Annotated in this window: 22 protein-coding genes and 1 pseudogene; 17 read left to right on the forward strand and 6 right to left on the reverse strand. The window is 62.7% G+C overall.

All coding sequences use genetic code 11. The annotated features are described in order from the left end of the window. The first annotated feature begins 37 nt into the window (after positions 1-37). The 9 genes from AC1DE3_RS21250 (at position 38) to AC1DE3_RS21290 (ending at position 9,261) form a co-directional block, all read left to right on the forward strand. Positions 38-820 carry an alpha/beta fold hydrolase gene (locus tag AC1DE3_RS21250; protein ID WP_476852734.1) on the forward strand — a complete coding sequence of 261 codons (783 nt, stop codon included), beginning with the start codon at positions 38-40 and terminating at the stop codon, positions 818-820. Positions 821-1,091: 271 nt separating this feature from the next. Next, positions 1,092-2,009 carry an MBL fold metallo-hydrolase gene (locus AC1DE3_RS21255; RefSeq protein ID WP_476811928.1) on the forward strand — a complete coding sequence of 306 codons (918 nt, stop codon included), beginning with the start codon at positions 1,092-1,094 and terminating at the stop codon, positions 2,007-2,009. Between the two features lie 142 nt (positions 2,010-2,151). Next, complete coding sequence (locus AC1DE3_RS21260; RefSeq protein ID WP_476811927.1) at positions 2,152-2,904, forward strand: SDR family oxidoreductase; 753 nt, start codon at positions 2,152-2,154, stop codon at positions 2,902-2,904. 63 nt (positions 2,905-2,967) lie between these two features. Beyond that, positions 2,968-3,393, forward strand: coding sequence for a cupin domain-containing protein (locus AC1DE3_RS21265; protein WP_476811934.1), 426 nt, complete (start codon positions 2,968-2,970; stop codon positions 3,391-3,393). A 71-nt stretch (positions 3,394-3,464) separates the two neighbouring features. Continuing rightward, the gene (locus AC1DE3_RS21270; protein ID WP_476811926.1) at positions 3,465-4,412 is read left to right on the forward strand and encodes a mechanosensitive ion channel family protein; all 948 of its coding nucleotides are present in this window, start codon (positions 3,465-3,467) and stop codon (positions 4,410-4,412) included. A 225-nt stretch (positions 4,413-4,637) separates the two neighbouring features. Then, positions 4,638-7,565, forward strand: coding sequence for a PAS domain-containing protein (locus AC1DE3_RS21275; protein ID WP_476852735.1), 2,928 nt, complete (start codon positions 4,638-4,640; stop codon positions 7,563-7,565). Further along, a complete protein-coding gene (locus AC1DE3_RS21280; protein WP_441473344.1) occupies positions 7,555-8,196 on the forward strand; it encodes a response regulator transcription factor in 642 nt (213 codons plus the stop codon). Before AC1DE3_RS21275 ends, AC1DE3_RS21280 begins: the two co-directional genes overlap by 11 nt. Positions 8,197-8,198: 2 nt before the next feature. Beyond that, a complete protein-coding gene (locus AC1DE3_RS21285) occupies positions 8,199-8,588 on the forward strand; it encodes a response regulator (RefSeq protein ID WP_441473345.1) in 390 nt (129 codons plus the stop codon). Continuing rightward, complete coding sequence (locus AC1DE3_RS21290; protein WP_441473346.1) at positions 8,578-9,261, forward strand: response regulator transcription factor; 684 nt, start codon at positions 8,578-8,580, stop codon at positions 9,259-9,261. The genes AC1DE3_RS21285 and AC1DE3_RS21290 overlap by 11 nt, the downstream gene beginning before the upstream one ends. A 117-nt stretch (positions 9,262-9,378) precedes the next feature. On the opposite strand, the pseudogene AC1DE3_RS21295 reads toward AC1DE3_RS21290, so the two are convergent. Beyond that, positions 9,379-10,123 (reverse strand): annotated as a pseudogene (locus AC1DE3_RS21295) (SDR family NAD(P)-dependent oxidoreductase). A gap of 423 nt (positions 10,124-10,546) precedes the next feature. On the opposite strand from AC1DE3_RS21295, the gene AC1DE3_RS21300 reads away from it, so the two are divergent. The 3 genes from AC1DE3_RS21300 to AC1DE3_RS21310 all read left to right on the forward strand — a co-directional run bounded on the left by AC1DE3_RS21300 (position 10,547) and on the right by AC1DE3_RS21310 (position 13,015). Beyond that, positions 10,547-11,377 (forward strand): alpha/beta fold hydrolase, encoded by an 831-nt coding sequence (locus AC1DE3_RS21300; protein WP_476852736.1) that lies wholly within the window; start codon positions 10,547-10,549, stop codon positions 11,375-11,377. 234 nt (positions 11,378-11,611) lie between these two features. Beyond that, on the forward strand, positions 11,612-12,202 hold the full coding sequence (locus tag AC1DE3_RS21305; protein ID WP_476852737.1) for an HD domain-containing protein: 591 nt from the start codon (positions 11,612-11,614) through the stop codon (positions 12,200-12,202). Positions 12,203-12,244: 42 nt separating this feature from the next. Continuing rightward, on the forward strand, positions 12,245-13,015 hold the full coding sequence (locus AC1DE3_RS21310) for an SDR family oxidoreductase (RefSeq protein WP_476852738.1): 771 nt from the start codon (positions 12,245-12,247) through the stop codon (positions 13,013-13,015). A 207-nt stretch (positions 13,016-13,222) separates the two neighbouring features. Here the strand turns inward: AC1DE3_RS21310 and AC1DE3_RS21315 are convergent. Both AC1DE3_RS21315 and AC1DE3_RS21320 read right to left on the reverse strand, forming a co-directional pair. Beyond that, positions 13,223-13,980 (reverse strand): IS5 family transposase gene (locus AC1DE3_RS21315; RefSeq protein WP_476852739.1). Its coding sequence is split into 2 segments (ribosomal slippage): positions 13,223-13,644 and positions 13,644-13,980, totalling 759 coding nucleotides; the frame shifts between segments, so codons are not numbered across the junction. A 146-nt stretch (positions 13,981-14,126) separates the two neighbouring features. Continuing rightward, a complete protein-coding gene (locus AC1DE3_RS21320) occupies positions 14,127-14,993 on the reverse strand; it encodes an aldo/keto reductase family oxidoreductase (RefSeq protein WP_476852740.1) in 867 nt (288 codons plus the stop codon). Between the two features lie 96 nt (positions 14,994-15,089). On the opposite strand from AC1DE3_RS21320, the gene AC1DE3_RS21325 reads away from it, so the two are divergent. Next, positions 15,090-15,998, forward strand: coding sequence for a LysR family transcriptional regulator (locus tag AC1DE3_RS21325; protein ID WP_476852741.1), 909 nt, complete (start codon positions 15,090-15,092; stop codon positions 15,996-15,998). A 282-nt stretch (positions 15,999-16,280) separates the two neighbouring features. Here the strand turns inward: AC1DE3_RS21325 and AC1DE3_RS21330 are convergent, their stop codons facing one another. Beyond that, positions 16,281-17,582, reverse strand: coding sequence for an MFS transporter (locus AC1DE3_RS21330; RefSeq protein WP_476852775.1), 1,302 nt, complete (start codon positions 17,580-17,582; stop codon positions 16,281-16,283). A gap of 161 nt (positions 17,583-17,743) precedes the next feature. Here AC1DE3_RS21330 and AC1DE3_RS21335 point away from each other — a divergent pair, with 161 nt between their 5' ends. Continuing rightward, entirely contained in the window at positions 17,744-18,640 is an 897-nt protein-coding gene (locus AC1DE3_RS21335) for a LysR family transcriptional regulator (protein ID WP_476852742.1), read from the forward strand. Positions 18,641-18,823: 183 nt separating this feature from the next. Here the strand turns inward: AC1DE3_RS21335 and AC1DE3_RS21340 are convergent, their stop codons facing one another. Beyond that, the gene (locus AC1DE3_RS21340; RefSeq protein ID WP_476852743.1) at positions 18,824-19,711 is read right to left on the reverse strand and encodes a LysR family transcriptional regulator; all 888 of its coding nucleotides are present in this window, start codon (positions 19,709-19,711) and stop codon (positions 18,824-18,826) included. A 138-nt stretch (positions 19,712-19,849) separates the two neighbouring features. Here AC1DE3_RS21340 and AC1DE3_RS21345 point away from each other — a divergent pair, with 138 nt between their 5' ends. From AC1DE3_RS21345 to AC1DE3_RS21355, 3 genes are all read left to right on the forward strand, one after another. Next, on the forward strand, positions 19,850-20,395 hold the full coding sequence (locus tag AC1DE3_RS21345; RefSeq protein WP_476852744.1) for a carboxymuconolactone decarboxylase family protein: 546 nt from the start codon (positions 19,850-19,852) through the stop codon (positions 20,393-20,395). Positions 20,396-20,456: 61 nt separating this feature from the next. Beyond that, the gene (locus AC1DE3_RS21350) at positions 20,457-21,089 is read left to right on the forward strand and encodes a pyridoxamine 5'-phosphate oxidase family protein (RefSeq protein ID WP_476852745.1); all 633 of its coding nucleotides are present in this window, start codon (positions 20,457-20,459) and stop codon (positions 21,087-21,089) included. After that, on the forward strand, positions 21,086-21,556 hold the full coding sequence (locus tag AC1DE3_RS21355; protein WP_476852746.1) for a nuclear transport factor 2 family protein: 471 nt from the start codon (positions 21,086-21,088) through the stop codon (positions 21,554-21,556). Before AC1DE3_RS21350 ends, AC1DE3_RS21355 begins: the two co-directional genes overlap by 4 nt. A gap of 92 nt (positions 21,557-21,648) precedes the next feature. Here the strand turns inward: AC1DE3_RS21355 and AC1DE3_RS21360 are convergent, their stop codons facing one another. Next, positions 21,649-23,706, reverse strand: a complete 2,058-nt coding sequence (locus AC1DE3_RS21360) for a mechanosensitive ion channel domain-containing protein (protein ID WP_476852747.1) — start codon at positions 23,704-23,706, stop codon at positions 21,649-21,651. Between the last annotated feature and the right edge of the window lie 40 nt (positions 23,707-23,746).

Raw genomic sequence — 23,746 nt, forward strand, 5'->3', positions numbered from 1 at the left:
GCTGCTTTGACCCCACCGACCAACCCGGAGAACGCATATGAAACCGAGTGTTTTCGCTTTGGCGGCAGCGACCGCGCTGCTCACCATGGCTATGCGACCAGCGCAAGCAGCGCCTCGTACCAAACCGACCGTCATTCTGGTGCACGGTGCCTTCGCCGAATCGGCGAGCTGGAATGCTGTGATCGCCCGGCTCAACAAGGCTGGCTACGAAACGATCGCGGCCGCCAATCCCCTACGGAGCGTGAAGGGGGACGCGGCCGAAGTCGCGACGCTCATTCGATCCATCTCCGGCCCGGTCGTTCTTGTCGGCCATTCTTATGGCGGGCCCGTGATCACGGAAGCTGCGAATGGGCAGATGAATGTGAAAGCTCTCGTCTATGTGGCCGCGTTCGCGCCCGAGACGGGTGAATCCAGCGTGTCGCTTTCAGGCAAGTTTCCGGGAAGCACGTTGGGAAGTGCGATCCAGGCGGTCGCGACGCCGAATAGCGGGCGAGATCTCTATATCACGCCGGAGAAATTCCGGATGCAGTTCGCGGCCGACGTTCCGAAGGCACAGGCTGCGTTGATGGCTGCCACGCAACGCCCTGTTGCCGAAGCGGCCCTGGCCGAGCCGTCGGGGGTGCCTTCGTGGAAGTCGCTGCCCTCATACATGATCTACGGAACCGGTGACCGGAACATTCCGCCGGCTGCGATGGATTTCATGGCGCAGCGCGCGCGAATGGTGAAGACCGTCGCCATCAACGGCGCGTCGCATGCCTTGATGATTTCGCACCCCGCAGAAGTCGTATCCATGATCGAGATGGCTGCGTCGTCACGATAGTCGGGCGACATAACGGCCATCAAACTGCGCGCAATCGACTGAATTAAGCGCGAATCGCCTATAAAATTGAAGGCTGCATATATATTCATCGTATAAAATCGATGAGCAGCCGCAATATGGCACAATAATCGGGAATTAATCCGATCATATAACAAAACAAACCTATTACTCAGAATAGGATTATCTATTCTCAGGCCCGATATAATACATAATAACTTAAATATAGCGTCTTCCAAGCCGAGATTTGAACGGCATCAATCAGGAGAGAACCATGAGCTTAGACGTCGTTTCACGCCCCGGACGACCGGGGCCCGAAGAGCTGGTCCCGTCGCGCTACGCGGTGCGGGTCGGCGAGATCGATGTTCTGGTGGTCAGCGACGGGGTCCTGCCGCTCCCCACCAAGATGCTAGGGCATAACGTCGCCGAGACCGAGCGGGCTAGTTGGCTGAACGACATGTTCCTGCCCACCGACGCTTTCGACTGGGCGCTGAACGTGGTCCTGGTGCGCAGCGGCGAGCAGGTCATACTGATCGACGCTGGGCTCGGTCTTGATCCGGAACTGAACCTGCCGCGGGCCGGACAACTGGTTAAGCGGTTGGAGGCCGCCGGCATCGATCTCGGCTCCGTCACCGACGTGGTGCTGACCCACATGCATATGGACCATGTCGGCGGTCTACTCGTCGAGGGGGTGAAGGAGCGACTGCGCCCGGACCTGCGGATCCATGTGGCGACCGCCGAGGTGAAGTTTTGGGAGGCGCCTGACTTCACGCACGTCAACATGCCGGCGGGTTTCCCGGACGCCCTTCGTGCGGCCGCCAAGCGGTTCGCGCAAGAATATCGCAGTCACCTGCGGCTGTTCGACGACGAACACGAGGTCGCGCCGGGTGTCATCGTCCGCCGCACGGGCGGCCACACGCCCGGACACAGCGTGGTACGTCTGTCCTCCGGCGGCGACCGCCTGACGTTCGCCGGTGACGCCGTATTCGCTGTCGGGTTCGAACACCCTGATTGGTATAACGGCTTCGAGCATGACCCCGAGGAAGCGGCTCGCGTTCGCCACCGTCTGCTGACGGAGCTGGCGGGCACCGGCGAACAGCTCGTGGCCACCCACCTCCCATTCCCGTCGGTCGGTCGGGTTGCGGTCGAGGGCAGCGCCTTCCGCTGGGTCCCGGTTTTCTGGGACTTTTGAATACCAGTCTGGCTCTCGGCCGAGCTTGGCTGCGCAGGTTTCAAAGCCATGCCGGCTCGGCCGACAACCGACCTCGACGAGGTCGCCCCCATCACAACGATCGAACGACGCACCGCATGGGCGGCTGCGCAGGAGGTCTCTCATGAAAATCGTCATTATCGGCGGCACCGGATTGATCGGATCGAAGACCGCGGAGCGCCTACGCAAGCAGGGGCATGAGGTCGTTCCCGCCGCCCCGAATACCGGCGTCAATACGATCACCGGCGAAGGCCTGGCCGAGGTACTCGCGAATGCCGAGGTGGTGATCGACCTCGCAAACTCGCCCTCATTCGAGGACAAGGCCGTGCTCGAATTCTTCCAGACGTCCGGCAAGAACCTGACAGCGGCGGAGAAGGTGGCCGGCGTCAAGCATCACGTCGCGCTCTCCATCGTCGGCACGGACCGTCTGCCTGACAGCGGCTATCTTCGCGCCAAGGTCGCTCAGGAAGAGATCATCCGGAAATCCGGCATCCCCTATACGGTCTTACGATCCACGCAGTTCATGGAATTCCTCGGCGGCATTGCCCAGGCCGGCACGTCCGGCGACACCGCCCGACTGTCGACGGGCAATCTTCAGCCGATCGCGTCCGACGATGTCGCCGATTTCGTTGCTGAGGCGGCGCTGGCCGCGCCGGCCAACGGCATCATCGAAATCTCGGGCCCAGAGCGCGCACGCCTTTGCGATTTCGTCGCTCGCTACCTTAAGGCGATCGGGGATACCCGCACCGTCATCGCCGATCCGGATGCCCGGTATTTCGGGACCAAGCTGGAGGCTGGCTCTCTCGTCTCCGACAACAATCCCCGCATCGGCCGGATCGACTTCGATCGCTGGTTCGCGACAGCTCCCCGGAAATAATGGCGCGTGGATGAGCCGATTTCGAAGCGGCTCGTCCACCTTCGTCGTGAAAGGACGATAGACATGATCAAGTCATTGGCGAGCGTCTTTGCGCTGACATCTCTTCTGTCGATTTCGGCATTCGCACATGACACGCCCGGAGGTGGCGAAGGTGCCAAGGTTACGCTGGTCTACGAGCACGAGCTGCCTAACGTACCAGGCAAGAGCATGAGGGGCGTTCTCGTCGAATACGCTCCGGGCGGATTCTCGCATGGTCATACACATCCTGCTTCCGCTTTCATTTATGCAACCGTGCTCGAAGGGGCGATCCGCAGCCAGGTTAATGATGGCCCCGCCGCGGTCTTTAAGGCCGGCGAAAGCTTCTCGGAATTTCCAGGTGACCGTCACGGAGTCAGCGAGAACGCGAGCAAGACCCACCCGGCAAAACTGCTTGCCGTGTTCGTCGTCGATACCGCCCAGCAAGAACTGACCTTCCCGCTCAAGAAGTAGACAATGAGGCCGGATGGCGATCCGGCGCGCTGTCTCCCTCACCATGAGCTACCGCCACCGGAACCTTTCCCATGCTCGGCGATGACCACTTCCTGCCGTTGGTGCTGATCAACGTCCTCGGAACCGCAGGAATCGTCGTGTGGCACGTTCAGGGCTGCGACCGTCCGACGGGGCGCCTGATCGTCCAAATCCTGTTCTTCATCGGCATGAGCATTGTGCTCTATGCGGGAGGTATCGCTCCGCACCAAGCCGATGACGGCTATGCGGAAGGGCTGACCGCCGTGCTTTCCAAATCCGCGAGAATTCTGTGGTGGACCCATCTCGCCTGGACGGTCATTGGCTTCATCCACATCTACGTCAGGGTGAATCGTAAGCCGCAGGAAGCGCATCTGATCCTGGATATGGCCGTCGCCGGGATCTATCTCGGTGTAGCGCTGTCGGTCATGGGGTTCGTTTTCGGCCTGCCGATCGCCACCCTGGTCACGACCTCGGGCGTCGTCGCCTTGATCCTGGGCCTCGCATTGCAGAACACGCTCAGCGATGTCTTTTCAGGCATCGCTCTGACACTCGGCAAGGCCTATGCGATCGGCGACTGGGTCCAGTTGAGTGACGGCACTGCGGGCCGCGTCATGGAAACCAACTGGCGCTCGACCAACCTGCTGACCGGACTAAACAACATCGTCGTGCTGCCGAACAGCATGCTGGCAAAGCAAAGTCTGACCAGCTTGAGCCGCCCCGACGAGTCGCACCTCATAACATTAGGCGTGCGCTTCGCCGCGGGGCAAAGGCCGCGCATCGTCGAAGACGCGATGCGGACAGTGCTGGAAACTAGTACCCGCATCGTCAAGGATCCCCCGCCAGCCGTTGCCCTGAAGGCCATCGATGCGGCGGCCATCGAGGTGGAATTGCAGTTCCGTGTCGCGAGCCTCGCAACGGGGACATCCGCCAAGAATGAGATCATCGACCTCATCCATGACCAATGCGGCGCGAGCGGTCTTTCGCTGGCCGAGCCTGCCTAGGAGTCTCCATTCTGGTGCCAAGGTGGATTGCGGCGCTTGTCCGCACGCCGTCGCGCAGCAACGGAACACTGGACGATCTCCCTGCAAGTCATGGATTTCCATAAGTGCGGCCGAGACGTCCTGGCGCTAGTTTCCACTGAGTTTGCCAGCCGGATGTTCGAAGACTGGTGCTAGATGATGCTGGGACGGTTTCCAGATAATCCGTCTTCGGAAAGGCACCCGACCATGATTGCAGCGCTCCATCGAACGCCACCGATCCTGGTGTCACTGACTCTGGCTGTTGGCATCCTGGCATACTGGTTGGCCGGGACCACCATAGGAATGCTGGCGCCGCTCGGTGCGCTCTTCCTCTATGCGCGCGGGTATCTGCTTCAGTCACTCTGGATCGGGCTTTTAGTCGCCTTTGCCAGTGCGACGGTCACCGCCATTTTTTATTCTGGCGCCTTACGGGAAGCCGCGCTTTCTCTTGGCGCATCCGTCGCGGTGGCCGCGTGCATCGGTGCGCTGATCGCGCGCGATCCACCCCGACGAGGCGCCCGGGACGCGGCCGCGCCACGCCAAGCGCCGGGGCATCCCGGTCTTGGTGCCATCCCAGATGACGTGGCCGAGGGTGCGATCCACCCGGAAGACAGGGCTGCGATCGCGCAGGCGGCGGCCTATGCGTTCTGGACGGGCGTGCCGCAGGTGACGAGCTATCGGTTGCGCCAGCCGGACGGCAGCTATCACTGGACCGAGCTCCGTGCCGAGCCGGGCTATGGCATCAGCGTCGATGTCGACGCCATGGTTTCGAGACCGGATGATCGCTGGACTGTCGCGGAATCGCTTGGCGATACCGTGCAGGCGGTGCAGGCCGCCAAAGTGATCGAGAGCTTACACGGCAAGGCCTGGGCTTTCGATGCGACTGGGAAGTTCACCTATGTGACCCCTGCTGCCCAGATTGCCATCGACATGGCTCTGGAGGATCTCAATCGCCGTCTCGGTGAGCGGGAATTCATCGATGGCGGTGAGGTCGGCTGGATGCGCGGTGTTCATCCGGACGACGTCGACGGGGCCGCCGCGACCCTGCGGCATAGCCTTAAGACGGGCGAGCCCTGGAACATCGAATACCGCATGCTGCGCGCGACGGGACACTATGTCTGGCACCGCATTTCAGCGCGGCCGACACGGGATGGCGAGAGCCACATCACCGGCTGGTTCGGCACCTCCATCGATATTGATGTCTACAAGAAAACAGAGGCTGCGCTTCGAGAGCGAGAAAAGCATCTCGAACAGCTCATCGACACGGTGCCTGCCATGATCTGGAGCATGTCATCGGAGGGGCGGCCCATCTATCTCAACAGGCGGATCATGGAGGTTACCGGCGCCACGCTGGATACCGTCAAGGCGTCGGACGGGTCTCTTTCCTTGAAAAAGATGATTCATCCGAATTTCTGGGAGCTGGCAGAGCAAACCTTCACGAACTCGGTCGTGACGGGCGCGCCGTATAACATCAAGTACCTCCAGCATCGGGCTGGTGGCACCTATCGATGGACGCAGACGAGCGCCGAACCTCTGCGCGACGAAGCCGGTAAGATTATTCGATGGTACGGCGTATCCGTCGATATCCACGATCTGATCACCACCCAGACCGAACTCAATCTCCGAAAGCAGGAATTGACGCGGCTGATCGATCTGGTTCCGAGCTTCCTCTGGCGACTGACCCCAACCGGGGCTCCGAATTTCTTCAACCGCCGCTTCATCGACTTCCTGGGCATTGACGAGGGCGACCTGGAGCAATCGCAGACGGAGCGATACGCAGCCGCCTTGAAGGCTGCGATCCATCCGGACGACGCCAGTCGCGTCTGGGCAGAAATCAAGGACTGTCTCAGCAGCGGTCGGCCCTACGCGATGCGCTATCGCTTGCGACGCCACGACGGTGTTTATCGCTGGATGGACGGGCGTGCCGAGCCGCTCCTGGACGACGATGGCGGCATCATTCAGTGGTATGGTCTGTCCCATGATATCGACGACCAATTGCGCGTCGAGGAGGCGCTCAGGGAAAGCGAACGATCGCTGCGCCAGTTGGTCGAGACGCTGCCCGCCCTCATCTACTGCGCCGCGCCGAACGGGGAGCCCATCTATCGCAGCGAGAAGCTTGGGGAATTTCTCGGCTTCGGGCTAGGGGACAAGGACGAGGACGGTCAGACACGCCTGACCGGCACGCTCGAAGCGATCATACACCCTGACGACCTTCTTGACGTCAAAGCGAAATATGGGCGCTCACTGGCGACCGGCGCACCCTATGCGATGAAGCATCGCCTCCGGCGGGCGGACGGCGAGTATCGCTGGGTCGAGACGCGAACCGCAGCGATGCGAAATGTCGAAGGGGAGATCGTTCAATGGAACGGCATCTGCTTCGAGATCGAAGATCAGGTGCGCGCGCAGGAAGCGCTGACCTTGACGCAGGAGCGCCTGGCACGCGCAGCGCAGGCCGCTAGCCTAGCGGAGCTTTCCGCCTCGATCGCCCATGAGGTCAACCAACCGCTCGCGGCCGTGGTAGCCAATTCGCACGCGTGCCAGCGCTGGCTGACCTCGGACCCGCCCAATCTGGATCGGGCGCAGAAAACCATCGAACGCATCATCCGGGATGCGAATTCAGCCGCCGATGTCGTCGGCCGGGTTCGTGCCTTGTTCAGGCAGACGGACCAAGCGCGAAATCTCTGCCCGCTCGACGCCATTCTTCATGAGGCGCGGGATCTGATGATGGAAGAAGCGGCCCGGCGTCGCATGCGTATCGAGGTCGAGGTCGAGGCTGGTCTTCCGTCGCTTGAGCTGGATCGCATCCAGATCCAGCAGGTCCTGGTCAACCTGATCCGCAACGGCCTTGAAGCGATGGAGCCTGCTCGGCGCGGGGTTCTGCGCGTCCGAACATTCCGCGCCGGCGATTTCGTCAGGACCGAAGTCCGAGACACCGGCATGGGTCTTGGTGCGCCCGATAAGGTCTTCGAAGCCTTCTTCTCAACGAAACCCAATGGGATGGGCATGGGGTTGGCGATATCGCGAACCATCATCGAGACCCATGGCGGCCGACTATGGGCGGAGAACAACCAGGACGGCGGGGCGGCGTTTATCTTCATCCTACCTGTCGAACTGAAAGCCGATCATGACCGTTGACGACGCCATCGTGTTCATCGTCGACGACGACGATGCGCTCCGGGAGGCCCTGGGTGAGTTGCTGGCGGCGAACGGTGTCCGATCAGTCTCATTCAGCTCTGCCGGCGACTATATCGGGTCAAACAAGCCCGATCTCCCGGCCTGCCTGATTCTCGATGTCGAGCTCCCCGATATCAACGGGCTGGAGCTGCAACGCCAGATCGCGCAGGGAGACCATCCGCCGATCGTCTTCATCACGGGGCATGGTGACATCCCGTCATCGGTGCGTGCCATCAAGCATGGTGCCGTCGATTTTCTGACTAAGCCGTTCAGCGACACGGCGCTGCTCTCGGCCATCCGCTCGGCAATAGCGCAGGATCGGGAAACAAAGGCGAAACGCGCGGATCTCACGCGGCTGAAGGAACGCTATCACCATCTCTCTCCGCGAGAGCGAGACGTGCTTCCGCTGGTCGTGAGCGGACTCCTCAACAAGCAAGCTGCGGCCGAGCTCGGCATCAGCGAAGTGACCCTTCAGATTCACAGAAGAAACGTGATGCAGAAAATGGCGGCGTCATCGCTCGCCGACCTGGTTCGAATTGCGGAGCGGTTGGAAATCCCGATCCAGCATTCGCGCCGGATGGGAGGAATCTAAGCGTGATCAAGCACAAATATGTCATAGCCGCCGTCGATGACGACCCGAGATTGCTCGAATCGCTTGAGGAATTGCTCGAGTCCGCGGGGTATGCGGTTCGTAGCTTCTCGTCGGCGGCAGCGCTGACCCAGGTCGGCCTCTCCGGACTGGATCTTCTCATCACCGATGTCGGCATGCCGGGGTTGAACGGCTTCGAGCTACGCGACTTCGTCAACCAAGAGCGCCCGGATCTGCCGGTCTTTCTCATCACCGGGCGCCACGAGATCGCAGAGCAGATCAGGGCGCGGGCCGTGGAGAGCTTCTTCTGCAAGCCGTTCGATGGCCAAGCCTTGCTCGCGGCGATCGCAAGGGCATTACCTCAACAGCACGTGGAAGGTGAACATGATCATTGACCGCTCAATCTCGCGACTCTCCTCCAGGCGAGGTGTAGCCGAAGAACAGCAGCCTCTCGTCATCATCGTCGATGACGACGCGTCGGTCCGAGACGCACTGTTCGAGCTGATGGAGTCAGCCGGCTTTGCCGCGGTTTCGTTCAGCTCGACACAGGCGCTGCTCGAGACCAGCATGCTCGACGGGCCGGGATGTCTCATTCTCGACGTGCGTATGCCCGGCTTCAGCGGGCTCGACCTCCAGCGTCATTTGACGATGACCGGAAATCCAAAGCCAATCATCTTCCTCACCGCGCATGGCGACATCCCCATGACCGTCCAGGCCATGAAAGCAGGCGCGGTGGATTTCCTGACGAAGCCGGTTCGCGACCAGACGCTTCTGGACGCCGTCAATGCGGCGATCGGGCTGGATGGGGCGCGAAGGATGGAAGCTGCGAAGATCAAGGGATGTGTCGAACGCTTGCAAACTCTGACGCCACGGGAGCGCGAAGTCATGTGCGAGGTCGCACGGGGGCGCCTCAACAAGCAGATCGCCTTCGACCTCGGCATCAGCGAGGTCACAGTCAAGCTGCACCGGGGCAACCTGATGCGGAAGATGGAAGTTGCCTCACTCGGCGAACTTATCAGGGCTTGGGAGGCTCTACCGGTCGGCATGCGTATGGCAAACGCCGCCTAGCCCTGGCGAGGCTGGAGCACCGGCTTCGATGCTCCAGTGTCCTGGTCACGGCGTGATGCCTCGCCAATGCGCCGGAATGGCTGGGCGAGGGAAACGGCATGGCCGCCTCTTCTGAGATCATGTCAGCGTGATGCCGCCATCGACGGCCAGGTTGACGCCGGTGATGAATTCCCCGTGGGCGGAGCAGAGAAAGAGAGCTGCCTGAGCGAGCTCTTCCGGCTTTCCCATCCTGCCGAACGGGATCATCCGGGCAGCCTGCTCTTCGACCTGGGCCTGCGTTTCCGGAGCGACCCCGAGCTTTCCCACAATAGGCGTATCGGTCGGGCCGGGGCTGAGCACGTTCACGCGAATGCGCCTCTCCTTAAGTTCCAGCGCCCAGTTGCGCGCGAACGCTTCAATTGCTGCTTTGCTGCCAGCGTAGACCGCGTGACCATCCAGCACGTTGCGGCTCGCGATCGAACTGGTGAGCAGGATCGTGCCGCCATCGTGCAACAGCGGAGCGATCTTCTGCAGGCCGAAGAACGTGCCGCGCGCGTTGGTGAGGAACTGCGTGTCGTAGTCGGTGGCCGGTGAAGCTCGGCTGAATGCTGATGCTGCCCGCATTCGCCATATAGATGTCGGCCTGTCCAAAACGATCGGAGACCAGCGCGGCGACACGTTCGTGCGTGGCGAGGTCGGCAACGTCACCTACGAGGCCTGTCGCCTGAGGCCCGAGGGCGGCGACGGCTTCGGTCACGGCGTATTCTCGACGACCGACGATCAGCACCCTCGCACCTGCGGCTATGAACAGCCGCGCTGTCGCGAAGCCGATCCCGCTGTTGCCACCGGTGATCACGGCGACCTTGTTCGACAATTGTCCCATGTGGATCTCCATTGATGATCCACAGTCGGGCCGCTCCTCATCGAAATCAAAATATGCCGAAGTCGATATGATCTATACATATGAATAGAATGAGCCATCTTCGAGCGTATTGATCGTCGCCTTAGGAAGCTGGAAAATAAATATGCCTCATGAACCCGACGATCACATCGATATCGTCGCTGATTGAGGTCGAAGTATCGGGGTTTTATGCCGAAACGGGCACCCTGAGCATTTCGGTCCGCAACCAATATCTGCGCCCTGGAGGCGCCAATGCCCAACAAAGTACTGTCCAGTTCCACCGACCTCAGTCGGCGGGACCTCCTTTGCGGCGGCGCAGGCATAGCGGCGGCTGGCACGCTTCCGCTCCACTCCTTGGCGCAGCCCGCCACCGTTCCCCCTCACAACAGCAAAAGGAGCCGACGCATGAATTATGTCACGACGCGGGATGGCGTTGAGATTTTCTACAAGGATTGGGGCCCGAAATCGGCCCAGCCGCTGGTCTTTCATCATGGCTGGCCGCTCAGCTCGGACGACTGGGACGCCCAGATGCTGTTCTTTCTGGCGCAGGGCTTCCGGGTCGTCGCGCACGATCGGCGCGGGCATGGCCGTTCGAGCCAGGTCAGTGACGGGCATGACATGGATCACTACGCGGCTGACGCCGCGGCGGTCGTCGAGCATCTCGACCTACGTAACGCGGTCCATATCGGACACTCCACCGGAGGCGGCGAGGCTACGCGCTACGTCGCGCGCTACGGCAAGAGCCGCACAGCGAAGCTCGTTCTCATCGGCGCAGTTCCGCCGATCATGGTCAAGACAGAGCGAAATCCCGGCGGCCTGCCGATCGAAGTCTTCGATGGCCTTCGGAAGAGTCTCGCTGCCAATCGCAGCAAGTTCTACACCGATCTCGCATCGGGACCGTTCTACGGTTTCAACCGCGCCGGGGTCGAGACGGACGCCAGCATCGTCCAGAACTGGTGGCGCCAGGGGATGATAGGAGCCGCCAAGGCTCAATACGAGGGCATCAAGGCGTTCTCCGAGACCGATTTCACCGAGGATCTCAAGGTCATCGAGGTGCCGGCTCTCGTCATGCATGGCGATGACGATCAGATCGTCCCCATAGGCGACAGCGCCCCCCTCTCGGCAAAGCTCCTGAAGCGGGCGACCCTGTCGATCTACAACAAGCTCCCGCACGGCATGGCGACGACCCATGCGGATACGATCAACAAGGACATCCTTGCCTTCGTCCGAGGATGACACTCGCGAACGAGGCGGCGCATGAGGCTGCCTCGTCACGCTTGAAGTCCGCGATCAGCTTCAGCGGCTCGGATGCCGGTCGGTCCGTCATCGGATCGGTAAGCTGCTCCCGTCGAACCGGCCGGTCGTTGACAGCCCCCGAAATTCACCCCCTCAGGGCCCTTGAAAACGATGTCAGAGATCCGAAACAATCGTCAGATTTTGGCCGGCGTTGCCGTGCCGGATACCGAACTTGTGGCCAGTGCTCTCGCTTATGCCCGCCGGGCCTGCGAGCCCTATCTGTACAATCACGTTGTCCGTTCCTGGCTTTTCGCGGCCCGGCTGGGACACCTTCGGAATCTCGAGCACGACGAGGAAGTCGTCGCGGTCGGGACGCTCCTGCACGATGTCACGCTGAACGAGCGCTTCGATGGGCCGCGCCGGTTCGAGGTCGAGGGTGCCGATCTCGCGCGAAGCTTCGCCCGTGAGAGCGGCCTCGACGAGCGCCGTGCTCAGTTGATCTGGGATAGCGTCGCCCTCAACTCGACGCCGTCGATCGGCCTCTACAAGGAGGCCGAGGTTGCTCTCTGCACGGCAGGCATCTGCCTCGATGTCGTCGGGCTGCAATACGACGCGATCCCGCCGGACGAAGTCCAGCAGATCCTCCTGGCCTATCCGAGGCTCGGGATGAAGCGGTTGATAACCCAGTGCTTCTGCCACATCGCCAGAAGCCGCCCTGAAACCAGCTACGACAACTTCGTACGTGATTTCGGCGAACGGCTCGTCGCGGGCTATCGCGTGCCGTCATCGGTCGATTTCGTCGAGCGCGCGCCGTTCGACGAGTGAGGTGCTGCCCGGCAGCGAGCGAGCATATCAAGGAGAGGGCAGATGAAGATCGTTATAGTAGGTGGGACCGGCATGATCGGGTCCAAGCTCGCTGACGCGCTTGCCGGTCGCAATCTCGAAATCGAAATCGCCTCGCCGTCGCGCGGCGTCAATACGGTGACCGGCGAAGGCCTGGCCGCGGCGCTGGCCGGCGCGCAGGTGGTCGTAGACGTTTCAAACTCTCGGACCTTCGATCAGGAAGCCGCGCTTGCCTTTTTTGAGGCCTCAGGACGGAACCTGCTCGCTGCCGAGAAGACCGCGGGCGTCCAGCATCACGTTGTCCTTTCTGCGGTCGGGACCGATCGGCTGCCCGATAGCGGGTATTTCCGGGCCAAGATGACGCAAGAGGTGATCGTGAGAAGCGGAAACGTGCCGTACACCGTCGTGCGGTCGACGCCTTTCTTCGAATACATCAACGGGATCGTCGAGACCTCGGCGCGAGGAGATGCGCTTCGCATTTCGCCTGCTCTTGTCCAGCCCGTCGCAGGCGACGATGTCGCGCTGGCGCTGCGCGAGATTGTGCTTGGGCGCCCGCAGAACCGAGAGCTCGAGATTGTGGGGCCCGATCGCTTCCATCTCGACGACCTCGCCCGGCAGATCATGGCAGCGAATGAAGATCCGCGCCCAATCATTGCCGATAGCCAAGCGCTCTATCTCGGCGCGGTGCTGCGCGACGACACCCTCATGCCAGGTGATTATCCACGGTTTGCGCCAACGCGCTTTGAGGACTGGCTTCGGCTCTACGTGGCCCAATCGCTGGCTCCCGCTAACTGAGGCTACCGCACGATCCTGCTTGCATCGTTCCAGGTAATCGCAAAACTGCGTGATCTCATCCGCGTTTCAGTAGTTCTCTTTCGCGATCGCGCAGCCGGGGCATTCATGTGGCTATGATGTCGACACCTGGGGAGATCGGCCGGATGGCACAGACGCGCCACAACCGGACCTTGGCTCTTCGCCGGAAAGCAGACTTAGGGTGGGGACTCACAACCAGTAGCTGACGGTCGCGGCGATGCAGACGGCTGCGAGGAAGTTGACGGCGTTGCGGTCGTATCGCGTGGCGACGCGTCGGAAATCCTTGAGGCGGCAGAACATGCGTTCAATGGCGTTCCGGTCTCGGTAGAGGACCGGCGAGAAGCAGTTCTTCCAGCGCCGGTTGGCCTTGGGTGGGATGTTGGGCATCGTGCCGTTCTCCTCGACCTGCCTGCGGATGGCATTGCTGTCGTAGCCCTTGTCGCCGTGCAGGATGCGGGCTGCCGGCATCTGCTTCAGCAGGGCGGATCCGGCCGTGCAATCAGCGACCTGGCCGCTGGTGAGCATGAAGGCAATGGGCCGGCAGTCGCGATCGGTCAGCGCGTGGATTTTGGTCGTGCGCCCGCCGCGCGAGCGGCCGATGGCTTGGCAGCACTCCCCCCTTTTCCACCCGAGGCCGAGCGATGCGCCTTCACGGCGGAGGAGTCGATGAGCACTTGGGCCGGGGGACCGCCGGCGCTCGCCAAGGCGTGGAAGAGATCGACCCAGACGCCCTTGGCGGCCCAGCGCACATAGCGGTTGTAGAGCGTCTTGCGCGGCCCGTAATCGGGCGGCGCATCGACCCAGCGCCCGCCGGACTTCAGGACATGAACGATGCCGCTGATCACTCGGCGGTCGTCAACACGCGGCTTGCCACGCGTATCCGTCGGCAAGTGCGGCTCGATCCGCGCAAACTGCGCTTCCGTAAGCCAGAAACGGTCCCGATTCATCCTCGATTCCTCCCGGAAGCCGTGAATCACACCGAGCCGGCGGCGCCAATCATTTTATGGGTCCGGACCCTAGCTTGCGAAGCGCGCCGGGGCCAAATTCGAATATCGGCTCTGCGGAACTGGGCCGCGCGCGGCGCCAGTTTGCTTCAGGCAGCACGTCCGATCGAATCCAGACGTGCCAGCGCCGCATCGTCGAGATTGACATCGGCTGCAGCGAGGTTCTCGCGCAGGTGAGCGCGCGAAGACGTGCCGGGGATCAACAGGATATTGGGTGAGCGGCGCATGAGCCAGGCCAACGCGGTCTGCAGGGGCGACACGCCCAATCCGGCGGCAACGTCCGACAATGTGGTCGACTGCAGCGGCGAGAAGCCGCCGAGTGGAAAGAACGGTACATAGGCGATCCCATCACGCGCCAGATCGTCGATCAGGACGTCGTCATGCCGATGGGCGAGATTGTACTGGTTCTGGACGCAAGCGATCTCAACCAGACCACGTGCCTCGGCGATCTGCGTCCGTGTCGCATTACTGATGCCCACATGCCGAAGCAGTCCTTGGTCCTTGAGCCGGGCGAGCGCCTCGATCTGAGGTGCGATGGCTCCTTCCGCTGGGCCGTGCACATCGAACATCGCGCGGAAGTTCACAGCGTGAAGCTGTTCGACGCCGAGGTTGCGCAGGTTATCGTGGACGGCGGTGACCAGCTCCGTCGGCGAGCTTGCCTCGATCCAGGCCCCATCGCTACTCCGGCGAGCACCGACCTTCGTGACCAACGCCAGATCATCCGAGTACGGATGCAGAGCTTCACGGATAATCTGATTGGTGACGTGGGGTCCGTAGAAGTCGCTGGTGTCGATATGATCGACCCCGCTGGCGATGATCTCACGCAAGACTGCGATAGCCTCGGCTCGATCGCGCGGAGGGCCGAAGACGCCCTTTCCGGCAAGCTGCATGGCGCCATAGCCCATGCGCTTCACCGTACGGCTGCCAAAAACGAATGTGCGATTATCGGCTGCCATGACGATCTCCTCGATTGAATATGGTCCGGAGATAGGGCCGTTGCAGCGTGGCGATAATCCTGCACAATCCGAACAGCCTGTGCGGATCAGCGAACAATGCGACCCAGCCTGTCGGATCTTGATGTCTTCGTCGCGGTCGCGAGAGCGGGCGGATTTCGTGGTGCTTCGCGTGCAACCGGAGAAAGCCCTTCCGGGCTCAGCGAGAGGATGCGCCGGCTTGAGGAGAGGCTTGGTGTCCGCCTGTTCAATCGCACCACCCGAAGCGTCGCTCTGACCGATGTAGGGCAAGACTTGCTGGGGAAGCTGGAGCCGGCTCTGCGCGAAGTCGAAGCGGCGCTCGATGTCGTGAACGGTTACAAGGAACGGCCGGCCGGCACATTGAGGCTCAATGTTCCGGTGAGCGCCGCGCGCCTGGTCTTGCCGGCCATCGTCCCGCCATTTCTGGCGGCCTACCCGGACATTCGCCTCGAGGTCATAGCCGAGGATGATTTCGTCGATCTGCTGGCTGCAGGTTGCGACGCCGGCATCCGCTACGATGAGCGCCTTGAGCCGGACATGATCGCGCTTCCGATCGGACCTCGCGTCCAGCGCTTCGCCACGGTGGCTTCGAGAGCTTACCTCGAAAGTCGCGGCACCCCGCGCGAACCGCGCGACCTTCTGCGACATAGCTGCATCCGCGTCCGCTTTCCCCGCCGTGCACTTGTGCCATGGGAGTTCGAGCGCGACGGCCAGACCATACTTGTCGACCCGCCGGCGGTGCTCATCGTTGAACCCGGTGGCGTCGCTGATCTCGCGATCGAAGCGGCGATCGCAGGCAATGGCATCGTCACGATCTTCGAGGATTGGGTACGGCCTCATTTGAGCTCAGGCGCGCTCGTTCCGGTTCTTCCCGAATGGTGGCTGAGCTTCTCCGGCCCGTTCCTCTATTACCCCGGGCGCCGTCTCGTTCCTACGCCGCTGCGAGCCTTCATCGATTACACTAGAAAATTGCCATCGCCGACTTAGCGTGCCGTCAGTTTTCCACCCAACCCAGCCGTTGCGGTCGCCCTCCGACGACCGTCGCTCCTGCGCCAACAGCCGACCTTCGATGCCTGCCGGGAAGCAGACGTTCTTGACTGGCCCTTATGCAGCGACTGCAATCGGCTCGCAGCGGACGTTTTCCCGGAGAATGCGTTCCCTCGCTTTGTCGGGAGCCGCGAGCTCACGGTATGCTGTCAGACGCAATACGCGGACATATCACACCCATCGCGGGCCTCCGTTCCAGCTGACGGCGAACCATATCGCCTCTCAGCTTGTCATCTCGTGGCGCACGCGCCCGAGGCTGACGAGCGCGGAGAGGCCTGCGAAGGCTGCGGCCAGCACTAGGGCAACCTCTGGAGCCATCGCAGGCGGGGCAACCTCGAAGATAGCGGCCATCGCGACGGACCCGAGAGTCTGGCCGGTCAGCCGCGCCGTGCCCTGCATGGCCCCGGCAGCGCCACTGCGGGCCTTGGGTGCCGAGAGAAGCAGGACGCGGTTGTTCGGGGTCTGGAAAAGGCCGAAGCCGAGGCCGGCGATGACCGTGCTCACGGTGAAGATCGATCCGTGCGGGCCGGCCGGCAACAGTCCGACCCCGGCAAGTCCGAGTGCAAGCAGAAAGCCACCCGTGGCGCAGAGCCAGGCCGTTTTTATGCGATGGGCCAGCCATCCGGATATCGGCGCGATCAATGCGACCGCCGCAGGCCAGGCCATCATGTAAAGTCCCGCTTGGGTCGCCATCATGCCGAGCCCGTGCTGAAGATAAAAAGGCAAGGCGAGCAAGCCCAGCATCTGGCCGGTAAAGCAGCAGACTGATGCGATGACGGAGACACGGAAGGCCGGGGCGGCGAAAAGATCGGTCGGCACGAGCGGCGCGGCGTTCCGACGCTCGATCCGCAGCACCAGGGCGAAGCATGCGACCGAGGCAGAGATCAAGAGGCCGCCCGTCACCGGAGACTGCGCGACGTGGTCGGCACCGAGAAAGAACAGGACGAACATCAGGCTGTTGGCGGCCATCGCCCTGCCGTCCAGCCGCCGCGCCACGCCTGTCGTGCGGGCCAGAACGGCGCCCGATGCCAGCACAACGACGCCGAGCGGCACGTTGACGGCGAAGAGCCAGGGCCAGCTCGCCACCGCAAGGATAGCGCCGGCAATGCCGGGCCCAGCCGCCGACGCGATGGCAATGATCATCGCATTGACCCCGATGATCGCGCCGAGGAGACGGTGTGGCACGCAGAGCCGCAAATTCGTCACGCCCAGGGCCATCACCGCGCCGCCGCCGAGACCCTGTACGAACCGCGCCGCCACCAGCATGGGCAGGGAGCTAGAGACGGCGCAGGCCGCCGAGGCCAGGGTGAAGAGCGCGACGCCCGCGAGGAAGACCCGCCGAGGCCCAACCGTCTCGCCGATGGCACCGCAGGGCAGCAGTGCGACGAGGACCGCGAGCTGATAGCTCGAAACGACCCAGACGGCATCGCTTGGGCTGGCGTGCAGCGAAGCGGCGATCGAGGGCAGAGCGATGTTGGCAATGGCGCCGTCGAGCACCACGAGCACCAGGGTAAGGAGGAGGATAGCTATCGCAAAATAGCGGCGTGGTGCGGGCAGGCCGTCTGTATGGAGGTCGAAAGCAGCTTTCAGCATAGGGGCATTCCGTGTTGGCTCCCCTTCTGGTAAGCCGCAATTTGAATTTGCACCAGACGCAACAAACTCAACTAATGTTTGCATAGGGCGCCATGCCTGACATAGATCTGAACCTGTTGAACGCTCTCGATGTCCTGCTTGAGGAACGCAGCGTGACACGTGCTGCGCTCAGGCTTGGGCTCAGCACCTCCGCAATGAGCCGGACCCTGTCACGGCTCAGGGAGGCCCTCGGCGATCCGATCTTGGCGCCGGCCGGCCGTGCGCTGGTGCTGACACCCCATGCCGAGGCCATCGCCGAACAGGTTCGCACGTTGCGGCTGGGCGCGCAGACCGTGTTGCGACCGGCGAAGCCGATCGAGCCGAAGAACATGGAGCGCGAGTTCACCATCCGCGCCAACGACGCCTTCACGCAGCTCTATGCGGCAAAGCTAAGCGCGGCCGTGTCCGCCCTGGCACCTGGTGTGCGGCTGCGCTTCTTGGCGAAGCCCGACAAGGATATCGGGCCGCTACGCGACGGCGCGGTCGATCTCGAAATCGGCGTGATCTCCGAGAACGGCGGCGAGCTTCGCACCCAGACCCTCTATCGCGATACCTATGTCGGCGTAGCCCGCCCCGGGCATCCGATCCTTGATGCGCCGGTCACGCCGGAACGCCTTTGCGTCTGGGGCCATGTGGTGTTCGCACGGCGACGGGGCAGGTCCGGGCCCGCGGACGAGGCGCTGGCATTCCACGGGCTTTCCCGACGGGTGGTGGTTATCGTTCCGGGATTTCCGGCGGTGATCGCAGTGGTCTCGGCCTCAGATCTCCTCGGCCTCGTCCCCCGCTCGGCTTGCTTGGCCTTGGCGGGATACGACATGCTGCTGTTCGATCTGCCGATTCGCATGCCGGAGATCGTTGTGTCGCAGATCTGGCACCCGCGGATGGATGCCGATGCCGGTCATCGCTGGCTCCGTGCGCTGGTATTCGAGGTGTTCCGCAAGGGTCCTTGACCACATGAGGAACCGCCGACAGCATCAAGTGACCTTGAAGCTGACGATCAGCGTTGACGTCCCATCATTCCTCTTAGCACGGCAAGCGCCACAAGCGGACTCTCGCTCTTTGTCTGACAGCTGACGTTGAAAACGGCTCCTCATCTAACTGGTAGGCAGCGAAATTCCAGCGGGCCTCAGCGATCACAACGAGCCAAGCCTGCCTCGTAACCGACTTGCCGCAAAGTCCAGGAACACGCGCATCTTCGAGGGAAGTGCCCCGCGCCCGGCGTGAAGCAAGTGCACCGGAAGGGGTTCGACCTCGAAATCGGCGAGGACGATCTGCAGCAATCCCTCGCGTACGGCATCGGCACATTGGTAGTGGAGCACGCGGGTCGCCCCAATGCCTTCGGACGCGGCCCATACGGCGGCCTCGGCCGTGGTCACGGAGAGACGCGCTCGGATCGGCACCTCCGCGAGGGCCTTGCCGCCCTTCGATCGGAAGGGCCACGCCGAGGCCGACGAGCAGGCTTCGAAATTCACGCAGGGCACATTCGACAGATCCGCAGGAGAACAGGGCATGCCCCGCGCGGCGCTCAGTGTCGGGCTGACGCACACCACCGTCCGCATCGATCCGACGCGGGTCGCGATCAGGGTGCTGTCCGGCAGCCGGCCGATCCGCACGGCCATGTCGACATGGTCCTCGACCAGATGGAGATTGCGGTCCGAGAGAAGCAGCCGCACGTCGATCTCTGGATAGGCCACCAGGAACTCGGTCACGATCGGCAGGATGTGCAGGCGACCGAACAGGAGCGGTGCCGTCAGGATGAGCTCGCCGCGGGGTGCGTGGAACTCGCCTGCCGCGATCCGCTCGGTTTCGTCGATCTCCGAGAGAATCCGGCGGGCGGACGCGACATAGGCCGCACCCGTCTCCGTCAATGCGACTTTCCGGGTCGTGCGAACGAGAAGCCGGGTCCCGAGATGCACCTCAAGCTCGCTCACCTTCCGGCTGACGGTCGCCAGAGGCACGCCGAGATCACGGCCGGCCGCCGAAAAACTCCCTTTGTCGACGACCCCGAGAAGGATCGTCATGGCTTCCAGGCGATCCATCACTATTCCATAAATTGGGAAAGATATTCTCGATAATAGCAGATTATGCGCGTCGATGGAAAAACCTATCTCTGTCGCGTCCGGGGCGGTCCCGGGCTTTGCTCAGACAGGAGAGACCCGATGCCCCGCCTTGCCATTCCCGCTCGCGACGATGTCCCCGAGGCTTCGAAGCCGATCCTCGATGCCGTGCAAAAGCAGCTCGGCGTCGTCCCCAACATGTTCCGCCTGATCGCCCAGAGCCCGGCCGCTTTGCAGGGCTTCGCCGCCAATAACGGCGCGCTGGGCAAGACGCTGGACGTCAAGACTCGCGAGCGGATCGCCCTGGCGGTCGCACAGGTGAACGGCTGCGACTACTGCCTCTCGGCGCACAGCTATCTCGGCCTGAACCTCGCCAAGATCAGCCACGAGGAGATCGCCCTCAATCGCAAGGGCCGATCCGGCGACGCAAAGGCGGATGCCGCCGTGCGCTTCGCAGCCAAGGTGGTACGCGAGCGCGGGCAGATCACCGGTGCAGACATCGACGCCGTCCGCGATGCCGGCTTCAGCGATGCCCAGATCGTGGAGATTCTCGCGGTCACCGCCGAGAACATCTTCACGAACCTGCTCAATATCGTCGCGGAGACCGAGATCGATTTTCCGGTCGTCCAGGCCAGCCAGGCGGCTTGAAACAGGGGGGCTGGCGGCCGGTCCGCCAGCCCCTGCGCGCATCGCAGCAGGGAGAAGCGACATGTCCTATGGATTTCTCGACATTGCGGTGACGCCGGGCGTCCGGGCGGTGCAGGCTGAAATGGGCGCCGATCGCATCTGGCAGGGCTTCAAGGGCGACCGTGCGTTCGACCGTTTCACCGAGAACGAGGCCGCCTTCATCGCAGATCGCGACAGCTTCTATATCGCGACGGTCTCGGAGACCGGATGGCCTTACGTCCAGCACCGGGGCGGGCCGCGCGGCTTCCTCCGGCTGATCGACGATCGCACGCTCGCCTTCGCCGATTATCGCGGCAACCGCCAGTATATCAGCACCGGCAATCTGGCGGCCGACGGCCGCGCCTGCCTGTTCCTCATGGACTATGCTCGCCGCGCTCGGCTGAAGATCTATGCCGAAGTGGAAACCCTTGCGATCGAAGCCGATCCGGCACTGACGGAGCGCGTCACCATCCCGGGCTATCGGGCAAAGATCGAACGCATCTTCCGGTTGCGCCTCGCGGCTTTCGACTGGAATTGCCAGCAGCACATCACCCCGCGCTTTGCCGAACAGGAGGTCGTCGAGGCGATCCGTCCTCTCCATGATCGCGTGGCCCAGCTCGAAACGGAGAACGCGGCCTTGCGCGCCAGGCTTGCCGAAAGCGGAGACACTCCATGACCATTCAGCGTCCCCCATTTCCTCCCTTCACGGCTGAGACAGCCGCTGAAAAGGTCCGCCTTGCCGAAGATGGCTGGAACAGCCGCAACCCCGAAAAGGTGGCGCTCGCCTATACCGTCGATAGCTTTTGGCGAAACCGGGCCGAATTCGTCCACGGCCGCGAGGCGATCGTCGCCTTCCTCATGCGCAAATGGCAGCGCGAGCTGGATTACCGGCTGATCAAGGAACTGTGGAGTTATCGTGAAAACCGGATCGCCGTGCGCTTTGCCTATGAATGGCACGACGACAGCGGCAACTGGTTCCGCTCCTACGGCAACGAGAACTGGGAATTCGATCGCGATGGCCTGATGCGGTTCCGCTTTGCCTCCATCAACGACGCGCCGATCCAGGAGAACGACCGCAAATATCACTGGCCCTTGGGGCGCCGCCCCGATGATCATCCGTCACTGACGGATCTCGGATTTTGACGAGAAACACTGCTTTTGCCCCCCGGCCCGACGGGCTGGTGCCGGGCGGCGCCAGCGGGTGACGATCCGGAGACTGCACCAAGATGGCGGCATCAGCCGCCGTCGGGCGTCGCGACGCCGGGCCTGGGTCGAGGTATGGCGCCGATGCCTTCCGTTACTGCTGCGACAGCTCCAGCGGCGGTCTCCAGGTGATCCGGCGCGCCATGGACCACGACCGTGTGCGAACTGAAGGCGATGCCGCGCTCGCGGAATACTGTCACGATCCTCTTCAGCGCCTCTCGCTGGATCTCGGTTGGTTTTCCGGGGCGGACCGTGAATTTGAAGCGCACGACGAGCGCAGCCTCCTGAATGTCGGCAACGCCCTGCATCTTGAGCGGCTCGAGGAACTCGGGCGCGAACTCCGGATCGGCCAGCAGTTCTTCGCCGACCTTCTTGACGGTCTTGCGCACCGCTTCGAGATCGACATCGCGGGTCAGCCGCAGATTGAACTTGACGATCAGCCAGTCGCGACTGCTGTTCGTCACGGAGCCCAGTTGGCCGAACGGAACCGTATGCACCTGGCCATGGTGGTGGCGAAGGCGGACGGAGCGAAGCGAGATGCTCTCCACCGTCCCCCTGAGTTGTCCAGCCTGGATGTATTCGCCGATGCGAAAGGCATCATCCGCCATGTAGAACAAACCGGAGATGATATCGCGCACCAGTGACTGAGCGCCGAAACTGAGGGCAAGCCCAAAAATGCCGGCGCCTGCGAGGAGCGGGGCGGTGTTGACCCCAAGCTCTCCAAGCGCGACCAGGCTCCCTGTCCCCAGCACGAGGAAGGTGATCCCCCACTGGAGCAGCGGAATGATGGTCAGGAGCCGCGAACCGGGCTGGAATTCGTTGCCCTCGCCGGGGACATAGCGAGAGGCGGTCACGAATTTTGCGCGGATCCAGGTGCTGATCAAAGCCGAGAGGGCATAGGTGACGAAGATCGCTGCCGCCGCCCGGGCCAGGCTCTCATTGACCTCGCTCCAGCGCGACTCCCCAAGCCAGGCTGGAAAATCCATGGCGAGAAACCGCGCGACGATCAGGACCACGCCCAAGGTCGCAGCCAGGCGCATGATCGCAACGAGCGCCCGCGCCAAATGCCATCGCAAGGGCGCATTCGACCGTTCGCCCGCATGGACATTACAGTAGGCCAGCAGGAGCCGATCGACGATGAACGCTCCGACGACGATGCCGCCGATCGAGATCGCTGCGACGTAGAATGGAAAATCGAGGGACAGGACGCCGTAGATCCAGGCGATCCCGGCGGCACCGATGGCGGCGCCGAAGCCGATCTCGCGCGCGAGCAGACGCAAAGGAGCCTCGGCGTGGAAGCGACGGGCCGCGGTCCACATCAACGCGGCAACGATGGTTCCGACCGTTACGCCCGAGGCCTGCCCGGCCGGCCAGCTCATTCCGGCCTCAAGCAGCAGCGGGATGACCGTTACGAAACCGACGGCCACAAGCAGCGAGGCCGTCAGAAACGGCATGGCACGCTGAACCTGGGCATCGCTGGCCGAGATGAGGCGCAGCGGCGGTTCACGCGGGCGCAGCAACATCCGGACGGCCGTCATGACGATCCTGAACCGGAGCCCGATATCGACGAGGGCGATACCCAACCGGGCCATAAGCGTGTCGTCCCCCAAAGCAAGCTCGACCAGGATGGCAGCTGCCAGCATCATCAAGATCAGGTCGCCGACATCGAAGGCGAAAGCGGACAGGAGCCGGGTCGTTCTCGAAGCGCTCATGCGCGTCTTCGGGCGCGAGATCGCCAGGCGCATGGCATGGGGGAGCAACAACAGGAGTGCCGTGATGAAGGCGGCACGCCAGAGAAGGCCGAGATGGCCGCTGGTGAGTATGCGTGCGACCGCATCACTGGCTTCGCCGGGAATGCGCGGAACCGCGGCCAGGATCGGCCAGAACAGCTCTCGGACCGCGGTGAGGCCCTGCACCAGATAGCTGACCAGGCTTCGCTGCATGGGGACGACGGGATAAGCGTCGACGCCTGCCCGGGCTGCATTCATCCAGCCGATAGCGGCGGCGCAAGCTGCCCCGGCGAACATGGCAGGAAGGAGCCGACGGAGGTTCGCGGGCACTTGTCCCCGCATCTGCGGTCGCTCGGACATGGGTCTCCCTCCCACGGATACGCACGCCCCACCGTGCGGA

The sequence above is a fragment of the Allobosea sp. 10L417 genome (genome assembly GCF_056395485.1).

Excerpts from the sequence above, each read along its gene's own strand:
- AC1DE3_RS21250 (WP_476852734.1), top strand. The coding sequence starts at position 38 with ATGAAACCGAGTGTTTTCGCTTTGGCGGCAGCGACCGCGCTGCTCACC.
- AC1DE3_RS21255 (WP_476811928.1), top strand. The coding sequence starts at position 1,092 with ATGAGCTTAGACGTCGTTTCACGCCCCGGACGACCGGGGCCCGAAGAG.
- AC1DE3_RS21260 (WP_476811927.1), top strand. The coding sequence starts at position 2,152 with ATGAAAATCGTCATTATCGGCGGCACCGGATTGATCGGATCGAAGACC.
- AC1DE3_RS21265 (WP_476811934.1), top strand. The coding sequence starts at position 2,968 with ATGATCAAGTCATTGGCGAGCGTCTTTGCGCTGACATCTCTTCTGTCG.
- AC1DE3_RS21270 (WP_476811926.1), top strand. The coding sequence starts at position 3,465 with ATGCTCGGCGATGACCACTTCCTGCCGTTGGTGCTGATCAACGTCCTC.
- AC1DE3_RS21275 (WP_476852735.1), top strand. The coding sequence starts at position 4,638 with ATGATTGCAGCGCTCCATCGAACGCCACCGATCCTGGTGTCACTGACT.
- AC1DE3_RS21280 (WP_441473344.1), top strand. The coding sequence starts at position 7,555 with ATGACCGTTGACGACGCCATCGTGTTCATCGTCGACGACGACGATGCG.
- AC1DE3_RS21290 (WP_441473346.1), top strand. The coding sequence starts at position 8,578 with ATGATCATTGACCGCTCAATCTCGCGACTCTCCTCCAGGCGAGGTGTA.
- AC1DE3_RS21300 (WP_476852736.1), top strand. The coding sequence starts at position 10,547 with ATGAATTATGTCACGACGCGGGATGGCGTTGAGATTTTCTACAAGGAT.
- AC1DE3_RS21310 (WP_476852738.1), top strand. The coding sequence starts at position 12,245 with ATGAAGATCGTTATAGTAGGTGGGACCGGCATGATCGGGTCCAAGCTC.
- AC1DE3_RS21320 (WP_476852740.1), bottom strand. The coding sequence starts at position 14,993 with ATGGCAGCCGATAATCGCACATTCGTTTTTGGCAGCCGTACGGTGAAG.
- AC1DE3_RS21325 (WP_476852741.1), top strand. The coding sequence starts at position 15,090 with ATGCGACCCAGCCTGTCGGATCTTGATGTCTTCGTCGCGGTCGCGAGA.
- AC1DE3_RS21335 (WP_476852742.1), top strand. The coding sequence starts at position 17,744 with ATGCCTGACATAGATCTGAACCTGTTGAACGCTCTCGATGTCCTGCTT.
- AC1DE3_RS21340 (WP_476852743.1), bottom strand. The coding sequence starts at position 19,711 with ATGACGATCCTTCTCGGGGTCGTCGACAAAGGGAGTTTTTCGGCGGCC.
- AC1DE3_RS21345 (WP_476852744.1), top strand. The coding sequence starts at position 19,850 with ATGCCCCGCCTTGCCATTCCCGCTCGCGACGATGTCCCCGAGGCTTCG.
- AC1DE3_RS21350 (WP_476852745.1), top strand. The coding sequence starts at position 20,457 with ATGTCCTATGGATTTCTCGACATTGCGGTGACGCCGGGCGTCCGGGCG.
- AC1DE3_RS21355 (WP_476852746.1), top strand. The coding sequence starts at position 21,086 with ATGACCATTCAGCGTCCCCCATTTCCTCCCTTCACGGCTGAGACAGCC.
- AC1DE3_RS21360 (WP_476852747.1), bottom strand. The coding sequence starts at position 23,706 with ATGTCCGAGCGACCGCAGATGCGGGGACAAGTGCCCGCGAACCTCCGT.